Raw genomic sequence first — 10,706 nt, 5'->3', positions numbered from 1 at the left:
CCAGTTCGTGCGCGGCGACCACCAACCGATACACGTCGCCCGCCGGATCGAGTGCCAGATCCGGCGTCGATGTGTTCATCACGCATCCCCGCCGGGGCGGTTGCGGTGGATGCGCCAGTTCGTGACGACGGTGTCCAGGGTGGTGATGGCGGCGAGGGCCCCGTCCACTGGTGTGCCGCGCCGGAGTGGGGCGGCGAGGGCGTGGAGTTCGCGGGCGACGTCGTAGGCGGCGACGGACAACGGGGACGGGCCGGTGTTGGCGCGGGCGTTGTAGAGAGCGCGGCCGTAGTGCCAGACGGTCTGCCCCAACTCGGTCGTGATCTTGTTCGTGAGTTGGAGCGCCTGGACCAGATTGTCCAAGTCGACCCGATGCGGCGCCCCGTGATGACGCACCCGGCTACGGGCCGCGGCTCGTGCGCAGCGGTTGGCTTCCTCGGCGTTCGCGAACGCCATGAACAACGCCTCGGTGGAACGGATCTGCTGCTCGGACATTCGACTGCTCCCTTATTGGGTTTCTCCGGGATTTGGGGTGTGCTCGACCAAGGGCCCCAGCCCGGTCGGCTGGTCCCGTGTGGACGGTGTGTGGTTGTGGGTTGGGGGTGTGCGTGACAGGACTCGTGTCACGCGGGGAGGGGTTGGGGTGGAGAGTTACCGGTCAGAGCCGGTGTCACGACCCGTGACAGATCGCGTGACAACCCGCGTGACAGCGGACGTGACAACGGCCGTGACAAGCCGCGTGACACCCGCATGACAAGATCAACACCAGGCGGCGTGTTGTTCCCACGCGCAGCCGCACGCGTCAGGCGGCTGCCTCGTGCCCGGGTTCGTGGTCGGTGATGGTGTAGACGCGGTTGTCGAGGGCGAGCCGGCCGGTGTCGACCAGTTCCTGGAGGGCCTTGTAGGTCCACTGTCGGCTCAGACCCAACTGCTGGCGCAGGGCGGCGAGCCCGTCGTCGGTGGCCTTGAACGCCATCTGGCCGGTAGCGGCGCGCTGCTCGAGCCAAGCCCGCAGCGCCTCACGCGCCTCGGTGGGTGAGGCTTGCTGGGCGGGTGGGTCCACGGACAGGGCCGCGTTCTCCTGCTCGGTGGGCTGTTGGATCGGCATGTCCGACCGAACGCCGGCGGTGATCGCCGGGTCCGGGTCGGCCAGATCCGGGTCCATCTCGGCGGCCTCGGTGAGCACGTCGTCCACCACGTCGAAACCCTCCTCGTCCCCCTGGTCGGGGTCGTCGTCCAGGTCGTCGGTGAAGTCGTCCAGGTCGTCGTCCAGGTCGCGGTCGGCCCCCGTGCCGGTGTCGCTGATACCAGCGGTTCCGGTGGTCGCGGTCGCGGCGGCGGTTCCGGAGGTGGTGGTGGTTGCTGTGGTGGTGGGGAGGTTGATGAGTTCGGCGGTGAACTCGTCCACGTCCTTGTTGGCCTGGGCGTATTCGTGGGCGTGGGCGGCCATCAGGGCGCGGGCGTCTTTGCCCCAGTCGTAGGTGCGTAGGGGCATGACGGCGTGTTTCTCGGACACGCCGGGGGCGTCGAGGTAGGCCATGCCGGGGTAGTTCGCTTCCCACGCCTCCGGCTCGACCGTGTCGACCTTCTGCTGGCGGACGGACAGGCCGAACTTGGCGTCCTCTCCGGACGTGACCCCGAAGCACATCTTGGCCAGCTGTCCCCGGATCAGGGTGGGCATCTGGGTGTAGTCCGACCGTTGCAGCGACAACACCACGGTGACCCCGGCGGAGCGGGCCTCTTTCATGACCTGTTCGAGGCGTTCCTCGTCCTTGCTGGACAGGCCGGCCATGAACTTGGAGAACTCCTCGATCCACAGGATCCAGTAGGTCAGGCCGCAGCCCTTCTCCCAGTTGCTGTGACCGTTCTGGCCCAGCCACTTCGTGCGCTGCGGGATCCGCTCGTGGATCGCCCGCAGTAGCCGCACCGCGTCCTTGTGGTCGGTGTCCAGCCGCGCCAGACCCTCCCGCAGCGGTCCGAGGGTCTGTTCGTCCTTGCTGGTGTCGATCGCGAAAATCGCCGCGTCGGTGCGGGTCATGATCTCCGCGAGGTCGTTCCACGCCCCACCGAAACTCTTGCCCGAGCCGCTGGTGCCCATCTTCTGCTGGTGGCGGCGCGGGGAGTATTCGCAGTCGTCGCCGTCCTGCCACACCCCGACCCGGATCGGGTCGTCGATCGACCCGCCCGGCCGCGACGGCCCCGGCCACAGGATCGGGTTCCGCAGCACACGCGGGTCGGACAGGGTGATCTCGGCCAGGTCAGCCCGGTCGGGGTCGGCGGCCAGCGCGATGGTGCCGGGCGGCACCTGCATGCCGGACTCGAGCCGGCCGATCGCGCGTTGCGCGTCGTCGACCGTGGCCTGCCCGGGCGGCAACGCCAACTGGCCCTTGATCTTGCGATCGGTGACCTCCTTCGCGCGGGCCCGCGCTCCTTTGAGATTGGCCTGGTCCTTCGCCCGGTCGAACAACGCCGCGAGGGCGTCTCCGCCGCCGGTCTGCTGGTCGGGGTCGAGGTGGCGGATCACCGCGCGCAGGTTCCAGGACAGGGCCAGGAACCCGCCGCCCCACCACAGGGCGCCGGTCACCACGTCCGGGCCGAGTCCGGTGACGGTGACCACGGTGACCCAGGTCCCGGTAGCGGCGGTGGTGGCGGTGGCGTGCACCCGCCCGAGCAGGCGTCGAGCGTGGGTGATGGCCCAGGTCAACCCGGTCAAGCCCATGGTGGCCGCGGTCGCGGTGCAAGCCACCCAGGTCACCGAGGCCGGGTCACCCCACACCGCATGGGACACCGCCCCGGCGCCGGCGGTGAGACCGAGCATCACCCACGGCGGCACCAACACCGCCAGCTTCGACGCCACCCGGGCCCGCAACCGCTCACCAGCAGCGGCGGTGGTGGGGTCGGTGGGGATCATGGACACGGTGGTGCGGCGCATCAGATATCCACCTCCTCGTCGCGATACTTCTTGGGTTTGGTTTTCCGGCTCGCCGCTTTGAGCGCGTCGGCGAATTCGGCGCGGAATTGCACGTTAAACGCGACACATTCCGCCGACACCCCGTGACACAACTCCCGGGCCTCGTTCAGGACGCGGGCGACGCGCCGGGCACGCCATTTCACGTCGACCCCGGCCAACAGTGGATGCCCGCGCAACCTGCGCATCGCCGCCACCGCCGCCTCCTCACTGTCCGCCAACTCCCGGGCGAGGTCGTGCGCCAGCTGCTGGGTCAGCGCGGCGTAGCGGGCGATCTGCCCCGCCAAATTCTTACCAACGAATTCACAATCGGCGATCTCGTTGATCCGCTGCTCACCGGCGCTCACACGTCACCATCCTCAGTCTTACGTTTCGCCACCTCGGGAGTCATGAACTGTTTCGCGTACTCCTTCACGAACCGCTCACTACATTCCGACACCCCCGCCACCAACGTCTGCGCCCGCCGCAGCCGACGAGCGACCCGCCACGCCTTCACCCGCCGCGACGCCGCGTCCAACCCCAACCACCGCATCCGCATCGACGACAACGCCGCCCGCACATCGGTCGACGCCAACCCCAACTCGGTGTCCCACCGCGTCGACAACTCCCGCAACTCGGCGGCATACCGGCCGAACGCCTCGCCGAGCGACCCGGTGAACTCGACCCTGGCCAGCTCATCCAGCTTCCGGTCCCTGCTGCTCATCAGCGCCACACCCCGTTCGCTAGTCCGTCCTCGATGACTTCGGCTTCGATCAGTTCGCCCGCGACCACCGCGCGGTAGGCGCGCCACTCCGCGACCAGCCGCTGGCACCAGCGCCGCAGCCGCGGCAACACCGGCGGCACACCCAGCCACGCGGTCACCAACTCGTCCACCACGAGCGCGACGAACCCGAACACCTGGGCCAGCCACACCAACCCACGTCGCAGCCGACCCATGCGGCGGCTCCGGCGGCCATGCCGGTACACGGCCGGCTGCACACCCGCGCTCACCGGCCCGCCCCGCCGCCGCTGCCGTCGTGGTTGCCGCTGGTGTTGCGCTTGCCGTGGTTGCCCATGGCCAGCAACGCGAACCCGCTGATCGTCATCAGCCCGTCCACCACCAACGGACCGACCGCCGCGCCGGTCGAGCCGTAGCCCCACGCAGCAAGCACCCCACGCAAGTGCCCGTAACTGATCACCGCCGCACCACCCGCGACCAACCCCGCACCGCCATAACGCGCCAACTGCCACGCCCAACCCGGCCGCCACGGCACCCGCGACAACACCTCCACCGAGATGACCAGCGCGATCGGCCACACCGCCGCCCCGATCTGCGGCGCCAACCCCGGCGGACCAGCCCGACCGGCCAACGTGGGCAACCACGCGTACAGCACGTTCGCCGCCACCGAGATCACCGTGCCGAACAAGAACCCGGCCCACGCCACCAACCGCGCCCCCGGCGGCAACCCCACCGGCACCCCCGGCAACGGCACACCCGGCACTGCCGGTGCCGCCGTGTCCGGTGCCGGACGATCCTCGCGCCGCCCGGCACCGGCATCCCGGCCGTCCGTCGCGGCGGCGGGTGCTTCCGCGCCGTTCGGGTCGTGCCGCGTGGACGGTCCGGCGTCCGTGCCGCTGGTGCGCGTGGCTTTGGCGGCTGCCGCACGGCGACGGCGCGGCGGCACCGTGCCACCCGTGCCCGTGCCGCTGTCTCGAGCATCCGCGATCCGGGCCCGGCCCCACCGCTCCGACCGGTCGAACCGGGCACCCAGTTCGAGCCCGGTCAACGGCTGGCCCGCGGCCACGCTCTCCTTCCACACCCGCTGCGCCCGCTCCCGCAGATCCTCGACCTCACCGACGGCACCAGTGGCATCGGTGGCATCGGTGGCATCGGTGGCCGGACGGGTCACCGACGCGTCCGCCGTGTCCGAAGTCGACGCCCAGAGCGGGCCACGCGAATCGGGCACCGAGTGCAGTGGAACGGACTGCGGGGTGGCCGTCGTGTCTGCCGGCCTTGTCAGCACGGGCATCGGTTCCGTCATCGGACTGCACCTCCTTGTCGAAGGCTGCCGAGCAGGCGCACGGCGTGCTGATGTGCTTGCTCGGCAAGCGATTCGTAAGTGTCGTGTTCGGACAGTGACGGACTGGTGTCCGCGATCTGGTGCAGCACAACGGCTTTCCGCTCATACCACGCAGCCACCACCACGGCCGGCGCGTCCGACGTGGGGCGGGCCGCCGCCAACGCGTTGATCGCGACCAATGTGGACATCACGCCGCCCACCCCTCGTCGAACCCACGGTCGAGCCAGGCACGCAACACCGGGTCCCAATCGATCCGCCGTGCCTCATCCCCCGCTGACACCTGCTGGTAGGTCCGGATCAGAAACGCGATCACCGCGTGCAGCGGGATCAGCACCACCGCGTGCCGGCCATCGCACGGGTTGGCCAGGTCGATCCGGATCCACGGTCCCCACACACCAGGCGGGACATCCGGCGCGGGGGACACCGTCACCGACCCGCCCGGGTTCGCGATCTCCCGCCGACCATCCGCCAGCAGCTCACGCGCGAACTGCCACACCACCGGGTCCGAGGAGTGCGGCCACAACACCAACGTCACCGCCCACGGATCGGTCGGGTCGTAGGTCAACGCGCACGACACCGGCACCTCACCCCCGGCGTTGGTCACCAACCGGCCCATCGCGCTGTACCGCACCGTCGCGGTGTCCATCACGCACCACCCACCGAGGTCGCCGCCAAACGCTGGACCAGGTCGGCCGGGAACATCGCACCCTCCTCGACCACCACGTGGTCGCCGAGCAACGTGATCTCCCGCTCGCTGGGCAGGACGAACAGCCGGATCGGCGACCCGTCGCACAGCACGCCGTCCATCTCCAAATGGACAGCGCCCTTGTTCGTCACCGCGGTGACCTTCACCGGCTGGCAGAGCCCCAAGGTGCGCTGCCACTCGGCGAGAACACCGAGGTGGGAGTCGCCGCCACGGCTCCACGGGAAGATCTGGATCGCGAGCTGGCTCCGAACGTCGTGGACCGACACGGTGTCCGCCAGTTCGGGATGCTGGTCGAGGTGGACCAGCAGGGAAGCAAGCCGCGCGCGGATACGGTCACAGGAATCCATGGCCAGCGCAGGCGCACCGGAGTTGATGTTCGTGGTCATCACAAGTTCCTTCCAGGGAACCAAAAAGTTTGTGATCGGCAGGGACTACCGCGCGGGGTTGATCAGCGCCCAGTGGCCGGAATCGGCTCGACCTCACGGCCGGCATCGGCGTTCGCGTCATCGACGCCGCCGCAGCGGCTCGCGGCACCGGCGTGCCGGACCGCCGTGATCACACTGATGGTCTTGGTGATCCACGCGACGGTGAACAACACCGCGATCCCCAGCACAATCAGGCCAGGCACCAGGCCGTCATCGGTCAGCATCCAGATGCCGGTCACCCAGCTCATGACCGCGCCCGCGAACGTGACCCCGGCGGCCTGCACGCCGGACTCCAACAGCAACGTCAACCACGACTCTGGCAACGCCCACAGCTCACCGCGCCGGCAGTCGTCCACAGTGCCGCTCCGGACAACCACCCCGACAACGGCACCCTCGTCCGTAGTGGAAGTCAGCCGCACCCGGCACCACTCACCGGTGTCCGGGTCGGTGGAGACGACGTCATCGCCCACGCGGAACCTGAGCCCCATTCCCCTGGTCATGACGTGATCTCCCCTCGACCACCCGGCTCGACAGCCCCGCGCGTCCGATCCAGACGAGTCGCGTCGACCTGAACCGGAGCAGGCCCAGGCGTGGTGCGGGTACCGCGCGCTTCGAGGTAAACCCGGCCCAGCTTGGAAGTGCCGCGGTTGGGGTAGAAGGAGCTGACCTCCACCACGTCCAGCACCGCGTCCAGCACGGGCAGAACAGCGTCGATCTCCTCGCGAGTGCCCATCAAACGGATCTTCACGGCGCACTCACCTCGTCCATCCACCACTCGGCGATGACCGCGAGGTCGGTCGACGGGTACAGCCGATCCGAGAGCCGGAAGGTGTAGCCGGCGAACAGCCGGAGCCGACCATCGCGCGTGGTGCGCTCACTCTGGGTCGGATTCGCGCGGCCTGCCAGACGCGAACGCTGCGGCTCCACCCGATGATGGCTGTCCAACACCGCCCACGACTCGAACACCGCACGCGGATGGTGCGCGCTCGCCAACGCTCCGCTGCTGGTCAAACTCCAGTTCAGCGGCGGCAACTCCTCCCGCGCCGCCAACTTCACCAACGCAGCCAGCGCCTTGACTCCGCGCTGCTGCCAACCCCGCAGATCACCGTCATCGACCGGTCCGAACAGGCTCATCACGCCACCCGCCGATCCGGCTCCACACTGGCGACTGTTGCGTAGCGGGCCCGGGCCAACTGTCGACGCTCTCGCCCGGACAGACCGCCCCAGACACCACGCCGCTCGTTACGAGCCAGCGCGTACTCCAAACAGGCCGTCCGAACTGGACAGCCCTGACAGACCGACTTGGCCGACCCGTTCGGCTGCCCTCGCTCCGGAAAGAACGCCTCCGGATCAGTCTGCGCACACGCGCTCGACCGCATCCACTCCGTCTCGTCCGGCGCACCCAGGTTCAGCAGCTCCCACAACGAGTCCGCCGGATCCGACTGGCTCGCCGGCGACAACAACCGGCGCCGGTCCCTGTTCTGGGTCACGCCGCATCACCGCCAGAGGACTGGCAGGACGCGACATATGCGTCAACCGCGCCCGCCGGGACTCGAAGCGCCCCGCGGCCCGAGCCGACGCGCACCGCCGGCAGTTTGCCCGACTCAATCGCCCGATAGATCGTGGCGACCGATACGTCCAACCTCGCAGCGATCACCCGCACCCGCAGGAACTGCGAGGTACTCTTCACCTGCATCTGGGCTCCCAAGGCTTCGATGTACGCCCCGGCCTGGTGTGCTGGCACCAGCCGGGGCCTTCTGCGTCTTCTCTCGACGAGCGACATGAATGGCCGCCGTCGCAGTGTCGTCAGGATCTGCTAACTCCTCTAGACAAGCCCAAGTTACCTAGTCGTCTAGAGAAGTACAACCCAAACAGCGTTGGCGTTGCATTCGCACATGCTCAGCGGGCCGGGAACTCGTATTCGAGCAGGTAGGCGGGTGCGACCTTCACCGTGTCGCACACCTCGACGGCGACGTCGGCCGTGTCGTACGCCGTTCTCAGAACGGTCAAGACCGGGACTCCAGTGCCTATCTCAAGCTCCCGCCGCTCCTCGGGGGTGGGCATGCGAGCGCCAACCTCCTCCGTGAACCGCGCAAGCACGTGCCCAACTTCTTCGAGCCGCGCATAGATGCCACCTGGACCGGTATCCATCTCCGTGATCGGGGTACCGGCGGCCATGTCGGCTGGGATGAAGGAGACAGCTGTCTCGACCGGCCGCCCGTTGGCGGTGTACCGCCTGCTGCGGATCACCACCTCGGCCTCGGGAGGCAGCCGCAGGTGCTCCGCGATGGCTGCGGGAGCCACTCCGCGGGTCACCATGATCCGATCGACGCCAGGCGCGTAGCCCACTTTGTCCGCTTCCGCCAGGAAGGCAGCTTTGCCAGCGTCGCGATGCTTACGAGCGAACCGGTCAGACGCGAGCCGGCGCACTGGCGGCATCGGTCGAACGAACACGCCCCGTCCATGTTCGGAGACAACCAGCCCTTCGCCCTTCAGTTCCTGAATGGCCTGCCGAACGGTCATCCGCGCAACATGGAAGTGATCGATCAGTTCAGCTTCGGACGGAAGACGCTCGCCGGGGCCAAGGACCCCTGCCTCGATTGCTGCGCGCAGCATGCCGGCGATCTGTCGATAGGGCGGCCGATCGTCTGATCGGTCGATTGCGCCAAGCTGCAGCACGCGCCACCTCCTGCAGTCGTCTAGACATGTCTAGTCTGGCATGAGAGCACGAGAACGGGTGATTCACATGGTGGGTACGCCGAAGCATTCGGTGAGTGTCGCTGGGGTTGTGGTTGACGACCGTGACCGCGTCCTGGTCATCCGCCGCCGTGACAACGACCACTGGGAACCCCCGGGAGGCGTACTCGAACTCGATGAGACCTTCGAGCAAGGGGTATGCAGGGAAATCGCTGAGGAGACTGGGCTGGCTGTCGCGGTTGAGCACCTGACCGGCGTCTACAAGAACCTGACTCGGGGCATCGTTGCACTGGTGTTCAAGTGCAGACCGAACGGCGGACAGGCTCACCCGACAGAGGAGGCACGCGAGGTTCGCTGGATGACCCGCGACGAGGTCCGCTCAGCGATGTCTCCTGCATTCGCGATCCGCGTGCTAGACGCGTTCGAACCCACCCCTCAGGTCCGAACTCATGACGGCGTGAACCTCATCTCCGCCTGACCCACTCGGGGGCGTGAACCCGTTCGCTACAGCCAGTCGTCGTCCAGGGCGCGAAGGTAGAAGGGCCCACGTCCCAGCGAGCGTATGTGTCCAGTGACTTTGCCCGCGATCAGCAAGACGACGATGGCGGCCCATATGACCATGGCAATGGTGATCCACTTAGCCCAGTCGTCCGGGAGAAGCCACAAGGCACCCGCCGTGACGATAGCGGGGATGGCACAGGCCTTAATCACTCCCCAGAGCACCCGCACTGGTAGCCAGAGCAGTTCTCCGACCCTCATAGCCCCCTACCCCCAGATGATCACTCGGTGACGGATTCAGCACGTTAGGTTACCGCGACGGGCAGACCTTACGGGAGTACAACGCTCTTGCCGCGCCAGCCCAACGCCGCAGCACGGAACGAGGCATCACTGTCTTGACTGGTCCACATCCCCAGCACGACGCGACGCATGACACGGGGCCATGGGTCAAGCATCACCCGGAACACCGCACACAGTCATGATCACAGCACCGTCCAAGCTTTAGTCCAATAACGTTGATGCGTCCTTAGGTGTCTTTTGCTCTACGCAAGAACGCCATTAGCTTGCGTGTCAACGGTCGCCACGGACTGGTAGACAAGCAAGTATGAACGCCTAGGTATTCACGCAGCGCGTTAATGTCGGCGACATCTTTCTGGCGGCCAAGTATTTCCTTATAGCGCAGGACGTCGGCAAGCGTGGCGAACCGAATTCCGTCTATGATCTCTGCATTGTCGATCAGTGCATCGACGTCCCAATCATCGGTTATCCAGCGCTCGGAGAACTGGAGGTCACCGCCGTAGAACTGCCAGACTCGGTCGCCGCTGTACATACCTCTAGTTGGCGATCCGGTCGCTGAGACGCACTGCCACACGTCAGCACGGGCGACGATGTCTAGATCGTTTATCGACGCCCGAAGTCCGTGGGCCAGCAGAGGGGCGCTGCCGAACACTACGAAATGATCAGGGTTCAGATTCATTTGGCGCAACTCACCGACCAGGACATTGCGGCGGATCCTTGATGTCGGGGTGGCGGTGTCCACTAGTGGCTCTCCGTCGTGGTCGCGTGGCCGCCTATTCGCCGCAGTTCATCAAAGATGACCCGGTTCTCAGCCGCCGTTGGATCACTGCTGCTCGGTGTTGTCACGGACGCAGTCTCGTTGTCGCCACCTTCTTCAAGACAGCTGAGCGCTCTAATGATCTCCGGGCGCTCCCAAGGGTTGGTACCTTTGAGTGCTTCTGCGAACCGACACGTCCGGAACTTCTCCCGGGTTGCGAGCTTGCGCAGCGAGAACCAGGAGGTCAGGACGATACCGGCGACGACAGTGATAACCGGTAGGATCATCACTGGACCAGTGA

General features: G+C 67.1%; 18 protein-coding genes. 1 reads left to right on the top strand and 17 read right to left on the bottom strand.

The window, feature by feature from the left end:
* Positions 1–78: 78 nt before the first annotated feature.
* The 15 genes from VF106_RS09675 to VF106_RS09605 form a co-directional block, all read right to left on the bottom strand.
* Entirely contained in the window at positions 79–492 is a 414-nt protein-coding gene (locus VF106_RS09675) for a hypothetical protein (protein ID WP_330839275.1), read from the bottom strand.
* Between the two features lie 307 nt (positions 493–799).
* Complete coding sequence (locus tag VF106_RS09670) at positions 800–2,929, bottom strand: hypothetical protein (RefSeq protein ID WP_330839274.1); 2,130 nt, start codon at positions 2,927–2,929, stop codon at positions 800–802.
* On the bottom strand, positions 2,929–3,312 hold the full coding sequence (locus VF106_RS09665; protein ID WP_330839273.1) for a hypothetical protein: 384 nt from the start codon (positions 3,310–3,312) through the stop codon (positions 2,929–2,931). The genes VF106_RS09670 and VF106_RS09665 overlap by 1 nt, the downstream gene beginning before the upstream one ends.
* Positions 3,309–3,668, bottom strand: a complete 360-nt coding sequence (locus VF106_RS09660; RefSeq protein ID WP_330839272.1) for a hypothetical protein — start codon at positions 3,666–3,668, stop codon at positions 3,309–3,311. The genes VF106_RS09665 and VF106_RS09660 overlap by 4 nt, the downstream gene beginning before the upstream one ends.
* Positions 3,668–3,901 (bottom strand): hypothetical protein, encoded by a 234-nt coding sequence (locus VF106_RS09655; protein WP_330839271.1) that lies wholly within the window; start codon positions 3,899–3,901, stop codon positions 3,668–3,670. The genes VF106_RS09660 and VF106_RS09655 overlap by 1 nt, the downstream gene beginning before the upstream one ends.
* Before the next feature lie 50 nt (positions 3,902–3,951).
* A complete protein-coding gene (locus VF106_RS09650; protein WP_330839270.1) occupies positions 3,952–4,986 on the bottom strand; it encodes a DUF2637 domain-containing protein in 1,035 nt (344 codons plus the stop codon).
* Complete coding sequence (locus VF106_RS09645) at positions 4,983–5,213, bottom strand: hypothetical protein (protein WP_330839269.1); 231 nt, start codon at positions 5,211–5,213, stop codon at positions 4,983–4,985. The genes VF106_RS09650 and VF106_RS09645 overlap by 4 nt, the downstream gene beginning before the upstream one ends.
* On the bottom strand, positions 5,213–5,671 hold the full coding sequence (locus tag VF106_RS09640; protein WP_330839268.1) for an SsgA family sporulation/cell division regulator: 459 nt from the start codon (positions 5,669–5,671) through the stop codon (positions 5,213–5,215). Before VF106_RS09640 ends, VF106_RS09645 begins: the two co-directional genes overlap by 1 nt.
* Positions 5,671–6,117, bottom strand: coding sequence for a hypothetical protein (locus VF106_RS09635; RefSeq protein ID WP_330839267.1), 447 nt, complete (start codon positions 6,115–6,117; stop codon positions 5,671–5,673). Before VF106_RS09635 ends, VF106_RS09640 begins: the two co-directional genes overlap by 1 nt.
* A gap of 62 nt (positions 6,118–6,179) precedes the next feature.
* Positions 6,180–6,656 (bottom strand): hypothetical protein, encoded by a 477-nt coding sequence (locus tag VF106_RS09630; RefSeq protein WP_330839266.1) that lies wholly within the window; start codon positions 6,654–6,656, stop codon positions 6,180–6,182.
* The gene (locus VF106_RS09625) at positions 6,653–6,904 is read right to left on the bottom strand and encodes a hypothetical protein (RefSeq protein WP_330839265.1); all 252 of its coding nucleotides are present in this window, start codon (positions 6,902–6,904) and stop codon (positions 6,653–6,655) included. Before VF106_RS09625 ends, VF106_RS09630 begins: the two co-directional genes overlap by 4 nt.
* On the bottom strand, positions 6,901–7,290 hold the full coding sequence (locus VF106_RS09620) for a hypothetical protein (RefSeq protein ID WP_330839264.1): 390 nt from the start codon (positions 7,288–7,290) through the stop codon (positions 6,901–6,903). The genes VF106_RS09625 and VF106_RS09620 overlap by 4 nt, the downstream gene beginning before the upstream one ends.
* A complete protein-coding gene (locus tag VF106_RS09615) occupies positions 7,290–7,646 on the bottom strand; it encodes a WhiB family transcriptional regulator (protein WP_414638907.1) in 357 nt (118 codons plus the stop codon). The genes VF106_RS09620 and VF106_RS09615 overlap by 1 nt, the downstream gene beginning before the upstream one ends.
* Positions 7,643–7,852, bottom strand: coding sequence for an excisionase family DNA-binding protein (locus VF106_RS09610; RefSeq protein WP_330839263.1), 210 nt, complete (start codon positions 7,850–7,852; stop codon positions 7,643–7,645). Before VF106_RS09610 ends, VF106_RS09615 begins: the two co-directional genes overlap by 4 nt.
* A gap of 203 nt (positions 7,853–8,055) precedes the next feature.
* Entirely contained in the window at positions 8,056–8,835 is a 780-nt protein-coding gene (locus VF106_RS09605) for a GntR family transcriptional regulator (protein WP_330839262.1), read from the bottom strand.
* 67 nt (positions 8,836–8,902) lie between these two features.
* Here VF106_RS09605 and VF106_RS09600 point away from each other — a divergent pair, with 67 nt between their 5' ends.
* Complete coding sequence (locus VF106_RS09600; RefSeq protein ID WP_330839261.1) at positions 8,903–9,331, top strand: NUDIX hydrolase; 429 nt, start codon at positions 8,903–8,905, stop codon at positions 9,329–9,331.
* Positions 9,332–9,877: 546 nt separating this feature from the next.
* On the opposite strand, the gene VF106_RS09595 is transcribed toward VF106_RS09600, so the two are convergent.
* Both VF106_RS09595 and VF106_RS09590 read right to left on the bottom strand, forming a co-directional pair.
* Entirely contained in the window at positions 9,878–10,390 is a 513-nt protein-coding gene (locus tag VF106_RS09595; RefSeq protein WP_330839260.1) for a hypothetical protein, read from the bottom strand.
* On the bottom strand, positions 10,390–10,695 hold the full coding sequence (locus VF106_RS09590) for a hypothetical protein (RefSeq protein WP_330839259.1): 306 nt from the start codon (positions 10,693–10,695) through the stop codon (positions 10,390–10,392). Before VF106_RS09590 ends, VF106_RS09595 begins: the two co-directional genes overlap by 1 nt.
* Positions 10,696–10,706 lie beyond the last annotated feature (11 nt).

It is taken from the genome of Actinophytocola sp. (genome assembly GCF_036378875.1).
Taxonomy (GTDB): domain Bacteria; phylum Actinomycetota; class Actinomycetes; order Mycobacteriales; family Pseudonocardiaceae; genus Actinophytocola.
This window is presented reverse-complemented; position numbering and strand designations above follow the sequence as displayed.

What these genes read in the sequence shown, in the direction of transcription:
- VF106_RS09675 (WP_330839275.1), bottom strand. Translation starts at nt 492, where the DNA reads ATGTCCGAGCAGCAGATCCGTTCCACCGAGGCGTTGTTCATGGCGTTC.
- VF106_RS09670 (WP_330839274.1), bottom strand. Translation starts at nt 2,929, where the DNA reads ATGCGCCGCACCACCGTGTCCATGATCCCCACCGACCCCACCACCGCC.
- VF106_RS09660 (WP_330839272.1), bottom strand. Translation starts at nt 3,668, where the DNA reads ATGAGCAGCAGGGACCGGAAGCTGGATGAGCTGGCCAGGGTCGAGTTC.
- VF106_RS09655 (WP_330839271.1), bottom strand. Translation starts at nt 3,901, where the DNA reads ATGGGTCGGCTGCGACGTGGGTTGGTGTGGCTGGCCCAGGTGTTCGGG.
- VF106_RS09650 (WP_330839270.1), bottom strand. Translation starts at nt 4,986, where the DNA reads ATGACGGAACCGATGCCCGTGCTGACAAGGCCGGCAGACACGACGGCC.
- VF106_RS09645 (WP_330839269.1), bottom strand. Translation starts at nt 5,213, where the DNA reads ATGTCCACATTGGTCGCGATCAACGCGTTGGCGGCGGCCCGCCCCACG.
- VF106_RS09640 (WP_330839268.1), bottom strand. Translation starts at nt 5,671, where the DNA reads ATGGACACCGCGACGGTGCGGTACAGCGCGATGGGCCGGTTGGTGACC.
- VF106_RS09635 (WP_330839267.1), bottom strand. Translation starts at nt 6,117, where the DNA reads ATGACCACGAACATCAACTCCGGTGCGCCTGCGCTGGCCATGGATTCC.
- VF106_RS09630 (WP_330839266.1), bottom strand. Translation starts at nt 6,656, where the DNA reads ATGACCAGGGGAATGGGGCTCAGGTTCCGCGTGGGCGATGACGTCGTC.
- VF106_RS09620 (WP_330839264.1), bottom strand. Translation starts at nt 7,290, where the DNA reads ATGAGCCTGTTCGGACCGGTCGATGACGGTGATCTGCGGGGTTGGCAG.
- VF106_RS09610 (WP_330839263.1), bottom strand. Translation starts at nt 7,852, where the DNA reads ATGCAGGTGAAGAGTACCTCGCAGTTCCTGCGGGTGCGGGTGATCGCT.
- VF106_RS09600 (WP_330839261.1), top strand. Translation starts at nt 8,903, where the DNA reads ATGGTGGGTACGCCGAAGCATTCGGTGAGTGTCGCTGGGGTTGTGGTT.